The organism is Kaistella palustris DSM 21579, from assembly GCF_000422265.1.
In the GTDB taxonomy this organism is placed as follows: domain Bacteria; phylum Bacteroidota; class Bacteroidia; order Flavobacteriales; family Weeksellaceae; genus Kaistella; species Kaistella palustris.
The window spans coordinates 72,762-90,844 of the sequence record NZ_AULL01000016.1; the positions used below are offsets into that span (position 1 = coordinate 72,762).

Genomic DNA, 18,083 nt, shown 5'->3' on the forward strand with positions numbered 1-18,083 from the left:
CTGGTTGAAGCCCATTGAAAATGAAATGTAAATCCATCGCGAAGTCTCAGATAGATGATTCAATCAAGTCAAAGGGCGCAATCAATTTTAGGGAAGGAGTTTGTCTACATTGATACGAAACTGATTAAACAACTGAATCTGCAGCCCGACTTGAGTGAAGCTCTTTTTTATTGCAGGCTGAGCGGAGCCGAAGCCTACAAGAAAAAAAGCGGGAACGGAAGGCGGATATGTCTGCCCAAAATATTTAAAAATTTGAGGCGAGATTACTCCACTAACCTCGCAATGACAATAAAAAAATGAAAATTACCGAACATATTAAAAAAGCAAACGGGAAAACCCTGTTTTCTCTCGAAGTGGTGCCGCCCCAAAAAGGAATTGGTATCGAGGATCTGTACAGAAACATTGATCCGCTGATGGAATTTAAACCTCCGTTCATCGATGTCACCACTTCGCGTGAGGAATATATTTATCTGGATAAAGGTAATGGACTGATGGAGCGCAAAGTGACCAGAATGCGGCCGGGTACACTTGGGATCTGTGCGGCAATCCAGCATAAATACGGCGTAGATACTGTTCCGCACGTCTTGTGTGGCGGCTTTTCGCAGGAGGAAACCGAATATCTCCTGGTGGACTGTATGTATCTGGGAATTGAGAATGTGATGGCGCTGCGCGGCGATGCAATGAAAGGTCAGCAATACTTTGAGCCCACGCCCGGCGGACACAAAAATGCCATGGATCTGGTTCACCAGATGAATGATCTGGGACGCGGCAAATACCTGCACGACGATACGGTTTTGGATGAAAACAATAAATTCTGCATTGGTGTTGCCGGCTATCCTGAAAAACATATCGAAGCGCCCTCCATCAGTTATGACCTGAAATGGCTGAAGGAAAAAGTAGATGCAGGTGCAGATTATATCGTAACCCAGATGTTCTTCGACAATAAAAAATTTATAGAATTCGTAAATCAGGCGCGGGAAATTGGAATTAATGTTCCCATTATTCCCGGGATCAAACCCATTGCCACAAAAGCGCATTTGCAAATGCTGCCAAAAGTGTTTAAAATCGATCTGCCGGAAGATCTTATTTCAGAAGTAATTAAAGCTAAAGACAACAGCGCTGTGAACCGGATTGGCATTGAGTGGACCATCAGCCAATGCAGGGAACTGCTCGATTTCGGCGTTCCTGTTCTGCATTTTTATTCCATGGGAAAAAGCGACAATATAAAAAAGATTGCACGCGAGCTGTTTTAGTATATTTAGGCAATGAATTTCAACTACTTCAAAAACAGGTCTGCCAAACTGATCCTTTCGATTCTTTTTCTCGTGGCTGCAATATTTGTTTTTGCGGCAATCACTGATGAAGTGGTGCTCGAGAAGGAGCAGTATGCAGATCTTTGGGTCTTTCAGTTTTTCAAAACACATATCATCAGAAACAGGCTTACCGATCTTATGGTTATGGTCACCGGTTTCTGCTCGCCGGTGTTTATTAAAATTGCTTACCCGTTTATAATGGCGGTGTTTTTAGTATTTAGAATGTATAAACGTGCGCTGTTCCTGTTTCTGGCAGGAGCGGGCGGACTCATTCTGATTTATTGTGTAAAAATGTTTTTTCAGCGCCCGCGGCCGTTATATCCTTTGCTCTATAAGGAGTCGGGTTACAGTTTCCCGAGTGGCCACGCAACTTTCGGCTTTATTCTTTATGGGAGTCTGGCCTATTTTGTCTGGCTGAGTCAGCTGCCAAAAATGGTGAAGCTACTGATGATGACTTTTCTGATGCTTCTTTCGCTGAGTATTGGCGTAAGCAGGATTTATTTAATGGTTCACTATCCGAGCGATGTGTTGGCAGGTTTCTGCCTGGGATATTCCTGGCTGTTTTTGCTTATCTTCTATTTCAGGATAAAGTATCCTTTGAACTAAATTTCCAGAACACAATTACTGGTTAAGCAACTGCCCGAGCTTTACAAGATCTTCCTCGTTATTGAGTTTTATGTTATTCTTTTTAATGAAAGCCGTGAGCTCAGTCTTTTTCTCCGGAAAAATCGCTGCAAATTCCTTTTCGTTTTTTGGTATTTTCACCAGACCATTTGCTGACTGCACAAAATAAATAGGTTTCTGCGATTCGAACCTCGCTTTATCTCCCGGGATTAAAGTGTTTGCGGCCGGTTTTGGCGGATAATATGTGGTGATGATTTTTTTTAGAATTCGGTTTTTACCCGGTGCCACTTCAAAGAAATAGCCCGAATACGAATTGTTTGTCTTTACAAAAACCAGTTTTTCATGTGTCGACACAAAAGTAAATTCCGGTGAAGTCTCATCCTTCGGAAGTTCATACACATCAGTTCCGTTCAAAACTTCCACCGTATCCAGAAAACTGTTATAGCGCACAGGGATTTCATCGTCGGTGTTACCAACTTTTGCAGGAATAAAGTTTGCGCGGTAATAAGGAATGCCCAGTACATCGCTGTACTTAATTTTATTTTCGCCCCTTTCGTTTTCCGCAAGTTTTTCGAAACGCCTGTTGCTCGCAATTTCATGCAGAGAAACCTGCTGCCCCTGCAATAGGAGGCCGGTTGCAAGAATCGCAAGAAATCCAAATAGTGTTCGCATATTTTTAGTTTGATGAATTCATAAAGTTGATCAATTTAAGCAGATCCTGTTCCTGCGTCATTTTCACTTTGTTCTTTTTAACAAAGTCGTTTATCGCCGCAGATTTTTCTGGGAAAGCTGTTGCCAGCTCTTTGACGTTTTTCGGGACTTTAACAAACTGCGAATCCGTCTTGATATAATATATAGGGTTCAGGTTTTCAAAGCGTGGCATGATCGCCGGTGTAAAGGAATTTACCGCTTTTGCACCTGCACGGTATTCTGTTTTCATTTTTTTGTAAAGTGAATATTTGCCGGTAGCGAGTTCAAAATAATAACCTGCGGGAATGTCGCTGGAATTTAAGTAAACAAGGACAGTGCGCGTTTTTGGAAAAGAAATGCGGGCGTATTTCTGCGATTTCGGCAGTTCGAAGATGTCATCGTCATTCAGCAGTTCTACAGTGTCGGTATAAGTATTGTACCTGGTTCGGATGGCGCTGGAAGCTCCTTCGATATTTGCTGTTTCAAAACCTTTATATAAGTATGCACTGCCTTCAATATCGCCGTAGCGCAACTGTTCTCCCTGTGGTGAACTCACGCGGTCGATAAATTTATTAAAGCGGAATGCTTCATTAAAAAAGTTAGCCTGCGCACTCAGAGTAACCATTGTGAATAATGTAAAAGCAAGGGTGTAAAAGGTTTTCATCAGCTTGTTTATTGAAGATTTATTGGATTGTAAATATACATAAGATTGTTAGTTTACAATAATGTTAAAGCGAAAATGATAAAATTCGATGCGGTTTAAATATTAGTCGATCTTATTGTATTTCCGCATTAAGTTTTCATAAAGGTTTTGTGGCAAAATCCACTTCAGAGGAATGCCTATTTTCTGACCGAATTTCCCAAAATAGTAATGTGCTTTCCAGGACTTTTTAGCTAAAAGCTTTTCGATATAGTTCGCAACTTCAACCGGTTCAGACCCGTCGTTTACATGCGAATTCATCAGCGAATATACTTTATTGAAAGTGGCGAGATAAGGTTGTGAAACTTTTGTTTTCACCCGGTTTTCGGCAATATTTGTTTTTATGTCACCTAGATGTAAGGTGCAAACTTCAATATTCCAGGGTGAAACTTCATAGCGTATCGCTTCCGTCACTTTATCCAGAGCTGATTTTGAAGCTGAGTAAAAGCCGCGGAAAGGCAGACCCATTTCCGAACCGATGCTTGAAATATTAATGATTTGTCCGTATCCCTGCTGCCGCATATTTGGTAAAACTGCTGCCATCATCTGCACCGAACCTACAAGATTCAGGTTAAATAATTTCAGGATCTCTTCCTGGGTTGAATCTTCTATGGCGCCAACCATACCCATTCCGGCATTATTGATCAGCACATCGATCCGGCTTTCGGCTTTCAAGATTTCTGAAACTGAAGCCAAAATCTGCGAATTATCTGTAATATCGGTACCGATGGTTTTGAAAAAGTCGGAATCCGCAGTTTTTCTGCTCAGTCCGTAAACAGTGTGTCCTTTTCTGCCAAAATATTCTGCCAGCGCGAAGCCGATTCCTGCAGAAGTTCCCGTAATTATAATTGTCATTGATTATGAATCTGATTTTTCCAGAATTTGCTGAAGGTCTGCCCAAAACTCAGGGTAAGATTTCTGCACCACTTCGGGATTCTGAATGTGAATATCTTTAACAAGGCAATAGGGTGCGAAACTCATTGCCATGCGGTGATCGTCGTAGGTATCAATACTTATATGCCCGTGCGGTGCAAAAAATTTCTGCGAAGATATGGAATCGTCCGTAATCTCTGCGATACAGCCGATTTTAAAAAGTTCATTTTTAAGTGCAGTTAAGCGGTCTGTCTCTTTTACTTTTAAAGTCGAGAGGCCGGTAATTTCAAAGGGAATATTCATAGCCGTAGCTGTCACACAGACGGTTTGAGCAATATCCGGACAGTCATTCATGTCAATTTCGATCTTTTCGGGGAAAGTAAAAAAGTTTTCGGGCAGAAGAGAAATTCTCGACTCGGCACCTTCGGAAATCGTATTTACGCCGAAAAATTTCCAGTAGATTTCCTTTAAAACAGAATCTCCCTGCAATGAGTAGGGCTTAAAATATTTCAGGTTAATGGTGTCGCGCCCGATTGCCGCCAGCGAATAATAATAGGAGGCCGAACTCCAGTCGCTTTCTACCACGAAATGGATGAGCTGGGAATTCTTTTCACTATGCAGTTCGGAACCGATCGTAATAATATTATCTTCCCAATTCGTTGAAATACCAATGGTTCTTAAGATTTTCAGCGTCATCTCCAGGTATGGGCGGGAGGTGATTTTTCCCGCCAATGTAATTTCCAGACCATTTTCCAGACTCGCGCCGATCATCATTAATGAAGATATAAACTGACTGGAAATATTCGCAGCAACTGTCACTGAACTTTTTTCCAACTTTTTCCCGGTTATTTTTAATGGCGGGAATCCTTCTTTTTCAAGATAAGAAATTTCTGCACCCAAAGATCTCAGCGCTTCCACTAGAAATTTGATAGGGCGGTTTTTCATCCGTTCAGAGCCGGTTAGCGTTACTGTTTTGCCTTCCTGAACGGCATAGTAAGAGGTAAGAAAACGCATAGCCGTGCCGGCGTGGTGTATGTCGATGATTTCTGATTCGCTGTTCAAAGCCGCTTCTAAAAGCCTGGTATCCTCCGAATCTGAAAGGTTATCGATAATAATGGTCTCGAAAAGTTTTTTCAAAATTAAGAGGCGATTCGAAATACTTTTCGAGCCGCCGATATCTATGGTTTTATTTCCTCTTAATTTCGATCTTTCCAATAACATATATCGTCAGTTTCCCCGGCTTTCACCGTCGGTAGTTTTTGTAGTTTGCTGTGGATTGTCTTTCAATTTTTCGTTATCCCGATGTCGCACAGCATCTCTTTCAGTTTTGTGCTTCATTTTTTTGTCAAAAGCTTGCTGAAGGTCGGTGCCGGTTTGGTTTGCGAGGCATAAAGTTACAAATAAAACATCGGCAAGCTCTTCGCCAAGATCTTTATTTTTGTCGGCTTCTTTTTCACTTTGTTCGCCATACCTCCTTGCGATGATCCGTGCGACTTCGCCCACTTCTTCGGTGAGCATGGCCATATTTGTAAGTTCGTTAAAATACCGTACTCCCACGGTTTTTATCCATTCGTCGACTTCATGTTGAAGTTTTGTGATCTCCATAAAATACCTATTGATTTGCGAAAGTCCAGATCAGCGCTTTTTCCTTTGTTGCGCGGAAAATGGTGCTGTGTTCTTCTTTTGGCTCAGGTGAATATTTCCATTTGAGGTTAGGCAAATTTCTTTCCTTTAAAATCTTTGCCAGCTCGCGCGGATATTTTGAAATTTCTTCCGTGCCGGAACCTGCAAACCAGAAGCGCTTTTCCGCCGTAGGAAATCCGGCCAGATCTTTTTCCGCAGAACCGACCAGTGCATGATCATTCCACCAAAGCGACGGATCAAAAGCGATGTAATAATCGAACATATTGGGACTTTCAAGTAATGTTTCAGTTACAAATAACCCCGCCAGTGATTCACCAATGAGGCCTCTTCTATCACCGGTTCTGTATTTTTTTTCGATTACAGGAAAAAGTTCTTCTTTAATGAAAGCGCGGAACTCTTTGGAACCGCCGACAACAGGAGCGATCTTTTTATCTTCTGCATTTTGCGTAGGGCCGGTCAGGTCGCGTCTACGCTGTGTATTTTCTATTCCCACCAGGATAATGGGTGGAATTTCTTTTGCGCTGATGAGTTTGGAAAGCGTATTTGCAATGTGCGGAAAATCTTCCTTCAGGCCACCATCCGGCATATAAAGCACGGGAAATCTCCCGGTATCACTGTTGTAATTTTCGGGTTTCCACACGTTGATGACTCTGGTTTCACCCGTATATTTAGACTCCAGGATGAAAGTGTCATGCGCCGGAATAATATCCTGAACCGGTGCGGCAGAACGGCAGCTCATTAAAAATAATAAAAAGGTTAACGAGCTGAAAAGTGCTTTCATCGGAAATATACTTTTTATTGATATGCGCCCAGTGTAGGCGAGGCTGTTCTTGAAACTTTTACAATATCCAGCGGAGCAGTCGCTGCTACGGCAACATTTCCTTTGCCTTTCGCCGGTGAATCATCTTTAACGCGAAGATTCATTTTCTGCGTAAAGTAATTCTGAAATTTGGGATCTTCGTTTTTAATGTTCGTTCCGTCTGCGTTATAACCGGCATTTTCGCCATACTTCAGGAGGTTGTTCTGAAAGCTGGTCGCAAAGGTCTGGCCGGAGGTCGCTTTGAACACGATTGCATTTCCTGCGGTTCCGTACACGATTGAATTTTTAAGGGTTAGGTTTAATGGTCCCTGCTCAAGAGTTGATTCGCCGGAATATTCATTAGTCGCATAAATACTGAGGCCGGGAAGTGCAGAGTTGAGGTCCCAGTAATTGGCTAAAGTACAGTGTGTAAGGTCGATATTACCGCCTTTGAAAATGGCTATGTCGGCCTCTCCACAATTATTCATCACGAGATTTGATGCGGTAATATTGGATTTCACTGCATAAATTCCAAATTCCTGATGTGTATGTATAATCGAGTTTTTAATCTGGGCGGTTGTTTCCGTCATTTCAAGTCCGCGCGTACCACCAAAAACCCGCGCGTAGTTCATATTAAGCTGTGCGCCGGTGTCGAATGAAATGCCGTTCCAGTTTTTTGGGATGGTATCGTATTTTGTGTCATTTCGGTCACCCCGGAAAATGACTTCCTGGCTAAGGTCGCCCAAAACGTTGAGCTTGGCATTCCTGGAAATTTTCAGGCCGCTGTTTTTGTGGAAATATATTTTTGTTCCTTTCTTGATTTCCAGGGTTTTGCCCGGGTCCAGCGTAAGGTCGCCTACGATGATTTTTGCTTTAGCGTTATCCCAAACTGTATTTTCGGTAAGGATATTGGGATTGGTTTTCGTCTGGATGTAAAATTCAGCATCCTGCACAACCGAAAAAAGAGTTACATGCTGCGTGCCGGCCGGCGTTTGAAAAACGATCTGGTCTTCTGCAATTGCTTCGGGCGCGGTGGCAATCGGTGCGATTTCTACAAATATATAAAGACTGTCTTTTTTTCTTAATGGAACATCGCTGAAGTCTGTGCCGGCTTTCCCGTCCACATTAATTCGGTAGAGCGAAGCAGCGCCGCTGGCTAAAGATATTTTTGGGATAAGAACATCCTTATCTTCGTCGTTATATATTTTTACAGCATACGATTCAGACCGCACCTGGTTGTACACGGTATCGCAAAAAACGGTATCTGCAGAAAATCTGAGAGCCTGAGTCGGGCTGTCGAAAGTAATATCGTCTCTGTTACAGCTTACCACCGCCAGGAGAAACCATAATGAAACTCCGAATATAAGTTTAAATGTCTTCATTGAAATTGTGAATATATAGGGTTTTCAAATTTAATTAAAAATGTTGAACCTAAAAATTATAAAATTATCAAGCTGTGTGTTTGTAGATTACAAAATATATCGTACTTTTGCGGTCTAAAAATTTAGCAGAGGAAAATCCATTACTATTTCTGAAGCAAAACTTTAATTTATTAAACTTTTTATTATGAAAAACGGAATTCACCCGGAAAATTATAGACTTGTTGTTTTCAAAGATATGAGCAACGACGAAATGTTCCTTTGCAAATCTACTGCTGATACCAGAGATACTATAGAGTATGAAGGCGAAACTTACCCATTAATCAAAATGGAGATATCTTCAACTTCACACCCTTTCTACACAGGAAAAGTAAAATTGGTTGATACTGCAGGTCGTGTTGACAAATTTATGAACAAATACAAAAAATTCGCACAGTAATTTTTTGAGTTTACCGATATTACAAGTCTTTCAGGAAACTGAGAGACTTTTTTTATTGTAAATTCGCTTGATCATAGAGGTTAGGTACGAAAATCTAAAACCTAAAATTTGAAATCTAAAAGTTCTTATATGCAACTCGTTTTTTCCGATGCCCAGTTCTGGGATGAATTTTTGCCTTTAACCTTCACCCGTCCTGTCGCAGAAATGCGTTGTGGAATTCTTACATTTTCAGAACGCTGGAAAAAACTGCTGCAATCTGAAGAGATCTCTTACCTGACCGAAGATTTTCTGCAGCAGAAATTCCCGAAGCCGGCAAAGGTGGAAAGTGTCTTTCTGGTACCTAATTTTCTGCCTACCGAAAAAGTATTGTCTCAGATCAGGGAACTAAAGTTGGGGGAAGCTTTGGTGTATGAAGATGAACTCCTGGCAGTAAGAATCAATATGCAGAATTTTTCTCTGAATCAGATCGAAAAAATGACCGATATTCATGAAGACCTGCTGTTTTTCCGAAAGCCGACGGATTTGTTTTCCTTTAATGAAAAGGCGCTCGAATTCGATTTTGGTCTGCTTACAAAAGGAAGGATTTCTGCCGAACTTTCAGAAACCAATGGTTTTCTTGGTGATAAGAAAGATCTGTTTATCGAAGATGGAGCTGCAGTTGAATTTTCGACTTTAAATACCAAAACAGGGAAAATCTATATTGGCAAAAATGCCGAAGTGATGGAAGGTTGCAATCTTCGTGGTCCTATTGCACTTTGCGAAGAATCAAAATTCAATCTGGGTGCAAAAATTTACGGGGCCACAACAATTGGTCCGCATTGTAAAGTTGGTGGTGAAGTGAATAACATCGTGATCTTCGGTTATTCCAACAAAGGGCATGATGGTTTTGTGGGAAATTCGGTGATCGGCGAGTGGTGTAATATTGGGGCTGATACCAATTCTTCAAACCTGAAAAATAATTATGCTTCGGTGAAACTGTGGAATTACCGCACGAAACGTTTCGCCGATACAGGTTTACAGTTTGCCGGTTTAATTATGGGCGATCACTCGAAAACTGCTATCAATACGCAGTTAAATACAGGAACTGTGGTTGGTGTTGCAGCCAATATTTTCAAAAGTGGATTTCCACCGAATTTGATTGAAAGTTTTTCGTGGGGCGGCATGAAAGGCGACGAAAAGTTCAAACTCGAGAAAGCTTATGAAGTTGCCGAACTCGCGATGGCGCGAAGAAAAGTTGAATTTACGGATATTGACCGTAATATCCTGAAACATATCTACACCGAATTTTAAATTTTGTTTTACCCAAAAGTAAGTTTCCAACAAAAAGACCGCGCGTGTCGCAGCCCGACTTGAGTGAAGCTCTTTTTTCCTGTAGGCTGAGCGGAGCCGAAGCCTACAGGAAAAAAAGCGGGAACGGAAGGCGGAAATGTCTGCCATAAAAAATTAGCAACGGACCTTCGCCGGTTTTAATAATCGCCACAAAATTACCGTTGCACCCTCGCACACCTCAATTTCCCAATCTATTTCCTTACCTTTGCACCCACAAATTTCTCACTTAAACCGTTTATAGCATGCAACTGTACAACACCTTAAGCGCAGAAGAAAGAGCTCAACTTATTGATGAAGCCGGTAAGCAACGACTTACTTTATCTTTCTATGCGTATGCCAAAATCTCAGATCCCAAACGATTTCGCGACGAATTATTCATAGCCTGGAACGCACTCGATGCGCTTGGCCGTATTTACGTGGCGCATGAAGGAATCAATGCTCAAATGAGTATTCCTGCAGATAATCTTGAGGACTTCCGGAAGACTTTGGAAGTTTATGATTTCATGAAAGGAATTCGGCTCAACGTAGCAATTGAACATGACGATCATTCTTTCTTAAAATTGACCATAAAAGTCCGACATAAAATTGTTGCCGACGGTTTAAATGATGAAACCTTTGACGTCACCAATAAAGGAATTCACCTCAAAGCACAGGAATTCAATAATTTACTCGAAGATCCAAATACAATTGTAGTCGATTTCAGGAATCATTACGAAAGTGAAGTCGGACATTTTGAAGGTGCGATTACGCCGGATGTTGAAACTTTTAGAGAAAGTTTGCCGATCATCAATGAACAGTTACAGGATTTCAAAGAAGATAAAAACCTGCTGATGTACTGCACAGGCGGAATCCGATGCGAAAAGGCCAGCGCTTATTTCAAACATCAGGGTTTTAAAAACGTTTATCAGCTGGAAGGCGGAATTATTGAATATACGCGCCAGATCAAAGAAGAAAATATCGAAAGCAAATTTATCGGGAAGAATTTCGTTTTCGATCATCGTTTAGGGGAAAGAATTACAGACGATATTGTTTCACAATGTCACCAATGTGGAAAACCTTGTGATAATCATACGAATTGCGCGAATGATGGCTGTCATCTATTGTTTATTCAATGTGATGACTGCAAGGCGGCCATGGAGAATTGCTGTTCGACTGAATGTCTCGATATTATTCACCTGCCTTTATCTGAACAGTTAAAGTTAAGGAGAGGAAAAGACGTGGGTAACAAGGTTTTCAGAAAGGGAAAATCGGAGTCTTTGCTTTTTAAAAACAGCGGCGATTTACCAAGGAAACCGTTAGCAAAAGCGGAAAATAAAAATATCCGTCAGAAAATAGCGGTCAAAAAAATATTGGTTGGAAAAGCGGAACATTATTATACAAAATCAAAGATCGCTCAATTTTTAATCGAAAACAGTGAACTTTCAGTTGGCGATAGAGTGTTGATTTCAGGTCCCACAACCGGCGAACAGGAATTGATAATAACTGAACTTTTTGCCAATGGAAATCATTGCGAAACAGCTCAGCCTGGAGACCAGATCACTTTCGAAACTCCGTTCAGGATTCGTTTGTCCGACAAATTATTTAAAATTTCGGAATAATGACTGGATCAGGAAAAATAGAATTAATGTCGCCAGCAGGTGATTTCACTTCGATGCAGGCAGCAATCGACAATGGTGCCGATTCAATTTATTTCGGTGTTGAACAGCTGAACATGAGAGCGCGCGCTTCCATGAATTTCACTTTGGATGATTTGCCGGAAATCTCCCGAAGATGCTCGGAGAAAGGCGTCCGGACTTATCTCACTTTAAACACGATTATTTACGACCACGATCTTTCTTTAATTAAAACACTTTTAGATAAAGCAAAAGCCGCCAGTCTCACTGCAGTAATTGCGATGGATCAGGCTGTGATTTCCTACGCCCGACAAATCGGTATGGAAGTTCATATTTCTACCCAGATCAATATCACCAATATTGAAACAGTAAAATTTTACGCGCTTTTTGCCGATACCATGGTGATGAGCCGTGAACTGAGTATCTCTCAAATTAAAAAGATCTGTGATCAGGTGGTAAAAGAGCAGGTCAAAGGACCATCTGGAAATCTGGTAGAAATCGAGATTTTCGGTCATGGCGCACTTTGTATGGCAGTTTCGGGGAAATGTTATCTGAGTTTACATTCGTCGAACTCTTCCGCAAACAGGGGAGCATGCAAACAAAACTGCCGGAAAAAATATACCGTCATCGATCAGGAAACCGGTTTCGAAATTGAACTCGAGAATGAATACATGATGTCGCCGAAAGATTTGTGCACCATCAGTTTTCTGGATCAAATTGTTGATGCCGGCGTAAGCGTACTTAAAATCGAGGGACGTGGCCGCGCGCCGGAATATGTAGCAACTGTCACCAAATGCTATCGTGAAGCCATCGATTCAATTGCAGACGGCACTTACAGCGATGAGAAATTGGCAGAATGGATGAAGAAACTCGAAACCGTGTATAACAGAGGTTTCTGGGGAGGTTATTATCTCGGTCAGGAACTCGGCGAATGGTCTGCGGATAACGGTTCAGCCGCGACACAGAAAAAAGTGTACATCGGAAAAGGAAGACATTTCTACCCAAAATCTAACATTGCAGAATTTTTAATCGAAGCGTATGATTTAACAGTTGGCGATAAAGTCCTGATTCAGGGACCGACAACAGGTTCGCAGGAAATGCTTTTAGAAGCGATGAGAGTAGATGCAAAACCGGATGCAGAAAAAGCCACAAAATCGGATGTGGTGACTTTTAAAACAGATTTTAAAATAAGACCTTCCGATAAGCTGTATAAAATAGTGGCAACATAAAGTTGGTGATGCCGATAACCATCAACCATCAACTGTCAACCATCAACTGTCAACTTTAGAAAATGGTGATCATAACCCTTCAACGCGAGAAATGCATCGGCTGTAACTACTGCGCAGAATTCGCGCCGGAATATTTTCGCATGTCGAAGAAGGACGGTAAATCTGTGCTCCTGCGAACAGAAGACAGAAAAGGATTTTATACGCTGAAAACCCAGAACGCTGAAGCATTTGAACCTTGCACCAAAGCGTCCAAAGCCTGTCCGGTGAATATTATTTCTGTGAAAATTGTATAATTTTTCGACTGTTAATCTGCCCGCAGAAATTTTAATTAATTTTAAAGATGAAAAAATCCGAGCTTAGAAAACGTTATACAGCGAAGAAAAACAGCCTTTCGCACGATGAGGTTTTTGCAATGTCTAAAATCATTTTTACCAATTTCCTGTCCTTTTTTCCGTTAAAGAAAAACCAAAAAATTCACTGCTTCCTTTCAATTTCCGGGAAAAACGAAGTGGAAACAGGTTTATTTCTGCAGGCGTTTTTTGATATCGGAATCCGCGTTTTCGTGCCGAAAATAGTGAACGGTAAACTTGTTTCGGTTGAAATTAAAAGAAAGACTCCGCTGATAAAAAACTCATGGGGCATTCCTGAACCTGAAAGTAACACTGATTCGGGCATACAGGATTTTGATTACGTCATTACGCCACTCTTATATTGTGACGCGAAAGGCAATAGAGTAGGCTATGGAAAAGGTTTTTACGACCGTTTCTTTTCCGGACTTTCTGATGGGGTGAAACGGATTGGTGTCGGCTTGTTTGATCCTGCCGAAAAAGTAACCGACGTTTCCGAGCACGATATTCCACTGCATTATTTGGTAACGCCAACTGCGGTGCTGTCCTTTGGTGGTGAATCGAAATCGACAAAATAAAATTTAAATTCTTTCTTGAATTTTACCGGCGAAAGCTTCAGCATATACTGCGCATTTTTCTCGAATTTTCCGATGAGTTTATCATTGCTGTCGAAATACTCTACCTCGAATTTTGCAAAATCAAGTGTGTCTTTGGTTGTAATTTGCTTTTTAACATTCAGATTTCCCACTTTCGCGGTTTTCACTTTAAAGCTGTCGAGTTGTTTCAGCAAAGGGACGAGTTTATTGGAGTCGCTCTCTGCAAAATAGCTTTTCATTTGCGCGTAGATTACCGAATCGATTTCTGTGTCGCGGTTTCCTGAGGTATAAAGTGTGGAAAGGTCGAGGAGTTCCTGAATTTTCTGCTTCGTGATAAATTCTATGGCCTGCGCACTGTCCATTTTTGTTACAGGGTAGGATTTCAGATTATTATTGTTCCGGATCTTCTGAAGGTCAGATATTTCTGTACTTTCCTTTTTACATGAAAAAACGGTGAAAATAAGGGCGACCAGGAGGAAAATGAAATTATTTTTTTTCATCGCTTTCGATTTTAAATTTGATCATGGCAATTTTGCCGTCTTTATCGGTTTGGGTGTCAATCACCTGCAGGTTCTCCAGAGATGTTGAGGGTAAAGTTACAAGGTTGATGTAGCGTTGCTTATCCATAGTTTCTACACCATAAAACTGGTTGTTAAAAACCTGGTAAATGAGTGCGCTGTCGCTGATGAGGTAATTTAAACTTACCCTTTTCTTCTTAAGATCGGTCAGCGATTTGGAGTAATAGAACAGCATAATGGCATAATCATTCGGCTTAAGCTCTATATTTTCAAATTCCGGTGCGTTATCCAGGTTTCTCTGTATGGTATCTGTCTTATAATAAGGCGATGAAACCACCATTTTCAGCGTTTTCGATTTCGTGGTGTACACAAACGGCTCATTGGGCTTTGCGACATATATTATTGGAGATTCGTCCTCTTTCAGAATTTGAACCTGCAGCTCCGCGTTTATTTTTGAATTTCGGTCCGCGTCGATGAAACTGTACGTAAATTTTTTACTGAAGAGTTCTTCTTTAAATCCGAGCAGTCCGACTAAAACTGCCAAAACTGCTGAGATTCCCAGCCAAAGATATTTTTTTACAAGACTTAAGGACGATTTATCCTTTGATGCTGAAGTCAAATTTTCAGCCGCGTTATTTTTGTTATTGTGCTGATTTTCAGCAGCGGATTTTTGTAAAATTGGTTTTTCTTCAGCCAGATTAGGCGTATTAATGGCCGAATCTACATTTGATACGGCTGTTATATGATTTGTCGGTAAATGATCGGAATTTTCAACTGTTTTTTCCAGCTCGCTGATTTCACTGTCGTCCAGTTCGTCGTGTTCTTTTAGGACTTCATCGGCGAAAAGATGACTTTTCTTAAAATCATACCAGGAGACATAACCCGCATAAATACTCAGAATATTGAGCATATCGATGCGCGGTAGTTTGGTGACGGGAGAGTTTTTAAAGTAAGTATAGAATGATTTCTCGCTGATGTTTCCTTTGGCGATTTTGCGCAGATCTTCCTGAAAATAGATGATGTCAATGCCTTTCCACTTCGAGATGTCATCTGAAGAAGGCGTGTGGTTCTCTAAATACTGAGTTTGGACCTCATTTTTTAGCTGTTCAAAGTGTAATAAATCTAAATCGCTCAACTGCTAAATTTTATGTAATGGGCTGATTGTCACGTATGTTTTTTTGTAAAACTATTTTACAAATATATTACAATTAATTTGCGAAACAAAATTTATTTCTCGCTATACCTTTGTCCTGTTCGAAATGATATAAATCATACGGACTGTAAAATTTAAACAAAACAATTAATTCAATTTATTATGAAAAAGTCATTATTCGTAGCTGCGTTCGCTGCTTTAGCTCTTGTAGCTTGTAAAAAAACTGAAACTGTAGAAACTGCTAACGCTGCTGATTCTGCTGCACTTGCTGCAACTGATTCTTCTGCAATGGTTGCTGATTCTGCTGCTGCTGTTGTTGATTCTGCTGCTTCAGTAACTGTTGATGCTGCTAAAGATGCTGCTTCTGCAACTACTGCTGCTGGTGCTGATGCTGCTAAAGATGCTGCTGCCGGTGCTGGTGATGCTGCTAAAGGTGCTGCTGATGCTGCTAAAGATGCTGCTAAAGATGCTAAAGATGCTGTAAAAGAAGCTACTAAATAATTAGTACTTACTTACAAAATAACCGCTTCTCCCCGAGAGGCGGTTTTTTCGTGCCTTACTTCACCAGTTCTTTCTGCCGCAGAATCTCGTAACATGTGATCGCCACTGCGTTACTCAAGTTAAGGGAATCAATGCTGCCGGCCATTGGGATCAGCGCATTTCTGCCTTTCCCGATCCAGAATTCACTTAAACCCGAATGTTCGGTGCCGAAAAGAACTGCGGTTCTGCTACGAAGGTCTGCTTTATAAAGAACACCTGCGCTTTCATCCATGATCGTGGTAAAAATATTGTAACGGTTTTCCTGCAGAAATCCGTACAGTTCCTCATTGGAACTCTGGATGATATTCATTCCGAACAGGCATCCCACGCTGGAGCGGATCACATTGGGATTATAAAAATCAACCCTGGGATCAGTAACAATCAGTGCATCAATGCCAAAAGCCTCACAGCTTCTGAGAATGGCTCCCAGATTTCCGGGTTTTTCAATGCTCTCAACAATGATTATCGCAGAGTTTTCTCTTGGTTCAAAGTTTTTTAAATCTGATTTTTTGACAGAAAACACGCCGATGATTCCTTCTGTCGTTCCACGGTATGCGATCTTTTCATAAATCTTGGCAGAAACAAGCGTTATTCTTCCTTTCGGGAAATCGCCCTGGAAAATATCTTCACAGATAAAAAATTCCTGATTCCGGAAACCAAATTTCACGGCGCGCTCGTTCTCCTGCTTGCCTTCTACGGCAAAATAGCCGGATTTCTTCCGGAAGCGGTTATCGGTAAGTAAGCGTATGAGGTTCTTGATTTTCTCGTTATGTGGGCTTTCGATCAGCATCCCGCAAATTTAGGAAAACTATTCGCCGAAATCGATTTCGTTATTGGCATTTTCTACCAGGTTTGCCGGAATACTCTTTCTGCTTTTTGCTCCAAGCGCTTTCAGTTTCTGGGTTTGTGTTACCAGATTATCGTTACCTGTGGCGAGTTGTTTAAATGCGTCATTGTAGGAATTCTTCGCCTGATCAATATTTTTGCCCACTTTCTCCAGGTTTTCAACAAAGCTGACAAATTTATCATACAGTTTTCCACCCCGTTCTGCAATCTCCATAGCATTTTGGTTCTGGTCAGCACGTTTCCAAACATCTGAAATAAGTTTCAGGTAAGCGATCAGATTTGTGGGACTCAGCAAAATGATATGTTTGTGATACGCGTAATTCCAGAGCTGCGAATCATATTGCACAGCGGTAAGGAACGCCGGTTCCACGGGAACAAACATAATGGTGAAATCGAGCGAATCTTTTAGATCATCATATTTTTTTTGCGACAAGGTGTCGATGTGTTTTTTGATGGCCGCAATATGAAGTGTGAGATTTGATTTGCGGTCTTCTTCATTTTCAGCAGAAACCATTCTCTCGTAAGCATTCAGCGATACTTTAGAGTCGATAATCACCAGTTGATTTCCCGGCAGTTTCAGTACGAAATCCGGCCGCTGGTTCTCACCGGCTTCATTTTTAATGTTGTACTGCGCAAAATATTCGCGGTCTTTTGTCAGACCCGAATCTTCCAGAATGCGCTCCAGAATCATTTCGCCCCAATCGCCCTGGGTTTTAGTCTGACCTTTCAGCGCTGTTGCCAAATTGTTGGCTTCCTGGCTGATCTTCGTGGTTTGCTCCATCATCAGCTTAATGGTGTTGTTCAGTGAGAACCGTTCCCGCGCTTCATTGTCATAAACCTCGTTGACGCGCTTTTTAAAAATTTCCAGATTTTCACCGAGAGGTTCCAGTATGTTTTTAAGGTTTGACTGATTCAGCGCGGTAAATTTTTCGGTTTTTTCCTCTAAGATTTTATTTGCCAGATTTTGGAATTCGTTTTTGGCGAGTTCCTGCATTTTCGCAATCTCCTCCTTTTGGCTGGTTAACAGTTGTTGCAGACTTTCATTCTGTGCGGACAGGTGCGATTTCAGTCCTATAAGTTCCTGTTTTTCTGACTGAAGCTTTTTTATATCAGAATTTTGCGTTGTATTTACTTCAGCGAGTTCTGCAATTTTCTGGTTTTGGGCGCGGTTCTCAGCAGAAATTGTAGCCAGCTCATTTTTAAGCTGGTTTAGAATCTCTGTCTGTCCACTATTTGTTTTTTTTTCAGACTGCAGAATTTCTTCCATTTCCCTAAGCTTAGATGTGGAGTTTTCCAGATCGAAGGTAGAGCGCGTATAATTACTGTGGAGTTCCTCAAAAGAATTTCGGGGGACATGCGAAGACTTTAAAATCAAAAAAAGCAGAGCCGTACCAATAATTACACCCAAAATTATACCCGCAAACAAAGTCGTGATTTCCATATTTCAAAAA

At 41.2% G+C, this 18,083-nt stretch carries 20 protein-coding genes; 9 read left to right on the forward strand and 11 right to left on the reverse strand.

Translation table 11 applies throughout. From position 1 onward, the window contains the following. The first annotated feature begins 296 nt into the window (after positions 1 to 296). Positions 297 to 1,253, forward strand: coding sequence for a methylenetetrahydrofolate reductase [NAD(P)H] (gene metF, locus H562_RS0105505; protein WP_027376581.1), 957 nt, complete (start codon positions 297 to 299; stop codon positions 1,251 to 1,253). A gap of 12 nt (positions 1,254 to 1,265) precedes the next feature. Continuing rightward, positions 1,266 to 1,919, forward strand: a complete 654-nt coding sequence (locus H562_RS14730) for a phosphatase PAP2 family protein (RefSeq protein ID WP_051190411.1) — start codon at positions 1,266 to 1,268, stop codon at positions 1,917 to 1,919. Positions 1,920 to 1,934: 15 nt separating this feature from the next. On the opposite strand, the gene H562_RS0105515 is transcribed toward H562_RS14730, so the two are convergent. The 7 genes from H562_RS0105515 to H562_RS0105545 form a co-directional block, all read right to left on the reverse strand. Then, complete coding sequence (locus H562_RS0105515) at positions 1,935 to 2,609, reverse strand: hypothetical protein (protein ID WP_027376582.1); 675 nt, start codon at positions 2,607 to 2,609, stop codon at positions 1,935 to 1,937. Positions 2,610 to 2,613: 4 nt separating this feature from the next. Continuing rightward, positions 2,614 to 3,291 carry a hypothetical protein gene (locus H562_RS0105520; protein WP_027376583.1) on the reverse strand — a complete coding sequence of 226 codons (678 nt, stop codon included), beginning with the start codon at positions 3,289 to 3,291 and terminating at the stop codon, positions 2,614 to 2,616. A 102-nt stretch (positions 3,292 to 3,393) separates the two neighbouring features. Then, positions 3,394 to 4,182: an SDR family oxidoreductase gene (locus tag H562_RS0105525; protein ID WP_027376584.1), complete on the reverse strand. Its 789-nt coding sequence runs from the start codon at positions 4,180 to 4,182 to the stop codon at positions 3,394 to 3,396. 3 nt (positions 4,183 to 4,185) lie between these two features. Further along, positions 4,186 to 5,421 (reverse strand): 3-phosphoshikimate 1-carboxyvinyltransferase, encoded by a 1,236-nt coding sequence (locus tag H562_RS0105530; protein ID WP_027376585.1) that lies wholly within the window; start codon positions 5,419 to 5,421, stop codon positions 4,186 to 4,188. A gap of 6 nt (positions 5,422 to 5,427) precedes the next feature. Beyond that, positions 5,428 to 5,805, reverse strand: coding sequence for a nucleotide pyrophosphohydrolase (locus tag H562_RS14735; RefSeq protein ID WP_051190412.1), 378 nt, complete (start codon positions 5,803 to 5,805; stop codon positions 5,428 to 5,430). A gap of 7 nt (positions 5,806 to 5,812) precedes the next feature. Beyond that, positions 5,813 to 6,625: an alpha/beta hydrolase gene (locus tag H562_RS0105540; RefSeq protein WP_027376586.1), complete on the reverse strand. Its 813-nt coding sequence runs from the start codon at positions 6,623 to 6,625 to the stop codon at positions 5,813 to 5,815. 14 nt (positions 6,626 to 6,639) lie between these two features. Beyond that, on the reverse strand, positions 6,640 to 8,025 hold the full coding sequence (locus H562_RS0105545; protein ID WP_027376587.1) for a hypothetical protein: 1,386 nt from the start codon (positions 8,023 to 8,025) through the stop codon (positions 6,640 to 6,642). 184 nt (positions 8,026 to 8,209) lie between these two features. On the opposite strand from H562_RS0105545, the gene H562_RS0105550 reads away from it, so the two are divergent. From H562_RS0105550 to H562_RS0105575, 6 genes are all read left to right on the forward strand, one after another. After that, positions 8,210 to 8,461, forward strand: a complete 252-nt coding sequence (locus H562_RS0105550) for a type B 50S ribosomal protein L31 (protein ID WP_027376588.1) — start codon at positions 8,210 to 8,212, stop codon at positions 8,459 to 8,461. A gap of 129 nt (positions 8,462 to 8,590) precedes the next feature. Then, entirely contained in the window at positions 8,591 to 9,751 is a 1,161-nt protein-coding gene (locus H562_RS0105555) for a GlmU family protein (protein WP_027376589.1), read from the forward strand. Positions 9,752 to 10,032: 281 nt separating this feature from the next. Then, positions 10,033 to 11,388 carry an oxygen-dependent tRNA uridine(34) hydroxylase TrhO gene (gene trhO / locus H562_RS0105560; RefSeq protein ID WP_027376590.1) on the forward strand — a complete coding sequence of 452 codons (1,356 nt, stop codon included), beginning with the start codon at positions 10,033 to 10,035 and terminating at the stop codon, positions 11,386 to 11,388. Then, a complete protein-coding gene (locus H562_RS0105565) occupies positions 11,388 to 12,632 on the forward strand; it encodes a peptidase U32 family protein (protein ID WP_027376591.1) in 1,245 nt (414 codons plus the stop codon). Before trhO ends, H562_RS0105565 begins: the two co-directional genes overlap by 1 nt. Before the next feature lie 62 nt (positions 12,633 to 12,694). Next, entirely contained in the window at positions 12,695 to 12,925 is a 231-nt protein-coding gene (locus H562_RS0105570; protein ID WP_027376592.1) for a ferredoxin, read from the forward strand. 47 nt (positions 12,926 to 12,972) lie between these two features. Continuing rightward, positions 12,973 to 13,557, forward strand: coding sequence for a 5-formyltetrahydrofolate cyclo-ligase (locus tag H562_RS0105575; protein WP_027376593.1), 585 nt, complete (start codon positions 12,973 to 12,975; stop codon positions 13,555 to 13,557). On the opposite strand, the gene H562_RS0105580 is transcribed toward H562_RS0105575, so the two are convergent. Further along, the gene (locus tag H562_RS0105580) at positions 13,497 to 14,075 is read right to left on the reverse strand and encodes a hypothetical protein (protein WP_027376594.1); all 579 of its coding nucleotides are present in this window, start codon (positions 14,073 to 14,075) and stop codon (positions 13,497 to 13,499) included. The two genes, H562_RS0105575 and H562_RS0105580, sit on opposite strands and share 61 nt — an antisense overlap. Continuing rightward, entirely contained in the window at positions 14,062 to 15,228 is a 1,167-nt protein-coding gene (locus tag H562_RS0105585; RefSeq protein WP_027376595.1) for a hypothetical protein, read from the reverse strand. The genes H562_RS0105580 and H562_RS0105585 overlap by 14 nt, the downstream gene beginning before the upstream one ends. Before the next feature lie 180 nt (positions 15,229 to 15,408). Between H562_RS0105585 and H562_RS0105590 the strand changes: the two genes are divergently transcribed. Continuing rightward, the gene (locus tag H562_RS0105590) at positions 15,409 to 15,747 is read left to right on the forward strand and encodes a hypothetical protein (protein ID WP_027376596.1); all 339 of its coding nucleotides are present in this window, start codon (positions 15,409 to 15,411) and stop codon (positions 15,745 to 15,747) included. Positions 15,748 to 15,802: 55 nt separating this feature from the next. On the opposite strand, the gene H562_RS0105595 is transcribed toward H562_RS0105590, so the two are convergent. Beyond that, positions 15,803 to 16,576 carry a TrmH family RNA methyltransferase gene (locus tag H562_RS0105595; protein ID WP_027376597.1) on the reverse strand — a complete coding sequence of 258 codons (774 nt, stop codon included), beginning with the start codon at positions 16,574 to 16,576 and terminating at the stop codon, positions 15,803 to 15,805. Between the two features lie 18 nt (positions 16,577 to 16,594). Then, positions 16,595 to 18,073: a DNA recombination protein RmuC gene (gene rmuC, locus H562_RS0105600; RefSeq protein ID WP_051190413.1), complete on the reverse strand. Its 1,479-nt coding sequence runs from the start codon at positions 18,071 to 18,073 to the stop codon at positions 16,595 to 16,597. Positions 18,074 to 18,083 lie beyond the last annotated feature (10 nt).

Bases quoted from the DNA above. Each gene is read 5' to 3' on its own strand.
- H562_RS0105520 (WP_027376583.1), bottom strand. From the start codon at position 3,291: ATGAAAACCTTTTACACCCTTGCTTTTACATTATTCACAATGGTTACT.
- H562_RS0105550 (WP_027376588.1), top strand. From the start codon at position 8,210: ATGAAAAACGGAATTCACCCGGAAAATTATAGACTTGTTGTTTTCAAA.
- H562_RS0105590 (WP_027376596.1), top strand. From the start codon at position 15,409: ATGAAAAAGTCATTATTCGTAGCTGCGTTCGCTGCTTTAGCTCTTGTA.
- H562_RS14730 (WP_051190411.1), top strand. From the start codon at position 1,266: ATGAATTTCAACTACTTCAAAAACAGGTCTGCCAAACTGATCCTTTCG.
- H562_RS0105540 (WP_027376586.1), bottom strand. From the start codon at position 6,625: ATGAAAGCACTTTTCAGCTCGTTAACCTTTTTATTATTTTTAATGAGC.
- H562_RS0105545 (WP_027376587.1), bottom strand. From the start codon at position 8,025: ATGAAGACATTTAAACTTATATTCGGAGTTTCATTATGGTTTCTCCTG.
- H562_RS0105575 (WP_027376593.1), top strand. From the start codon at position 12,973: ATGAAAAAATCCGAGCTTAGAAAACGTTATACAGCGAAGAAAAACAGC.
- H562_RS14735 (WP_051190412.1), bottom strand. From the start codon at position 5,805: ATGGAGATCACAAAACTTCAACATGAAGTCGACGAATGGATAAAAACC.
- H562_RS0105565 (WP_027376591.1), top strand. From the start codon at position 11,388: ATGACTGGATCAGGAAAAATAGAATTAATGTCGCCAGCAGGTGATTTC.
- H562_RS0105595 (WP_027376597.1), bottom strand. From the start codon at position 16,576: ATGCTGATCGAAAGCCCACATAACGAGAAAATCAAGAACCTCATACGC.
- trhO (WP_027376590.1), top strand. From the start codon at position 10,033: ATGCAACTGTACAACACCTTAAGCGCAGAAGAAAGAGCTCAACTTATT.
- H562_RS0105555 (WP_027376589.1), top strand. From the start codon at position 8,591: ATGCAACTCGTTTTTTCCGATGCCCAGTTCTGGGATGAATTTTTGCCT.
- metF (WP_027376581.1), top strand. From the start codon at position 297: ATGAAAATTACCGAACATATTAAAAAAGCAAACGGGAAAACCCTGTTT.
- H562_RS0105530 (WP_027376585.1), bottom strand. From the start codon at position 5,421: ATGTTATTGGAAAGATCGAAATTAAGAGGAAATAAAACCATAGATATC.
- H562_RS0105570 (WP_027376592.1), top strand. From the start codon at position 12,695: ATGGTGATCATAACCCTTCAACGCGAGAAATGCATCGGCTGTAACTAC.
- H562_RS0105580 (WP_027376594.1), bottom strand. From the start codon at position 14,075: ATGAAAAAAAATAATTTCATTTTCCTCCTGGTCGCCCTTATTTTCACC.
- H562_RS0105515 (WP_027376582.1), bottom strand. From the start codon at position 2,609: ATGCGAACACTATTTGGATTTCTTGCGATTCTTGCAACCGGCCTCCTA.
- H562_RS0105525 (WP_027376584.1), bottom strand. From the start codon at position 4,182: ATGACAATTATAATTACGGGAACTTCTGCAGGAATCGGCTTCGCGCTG.
- rmuC (WP_051190413.1), bottom strand. From the start codon at position 18,073: ATGGAAATCACGACTTTGTTTGCGGGTATAATTTTGGGTGTAATTATT.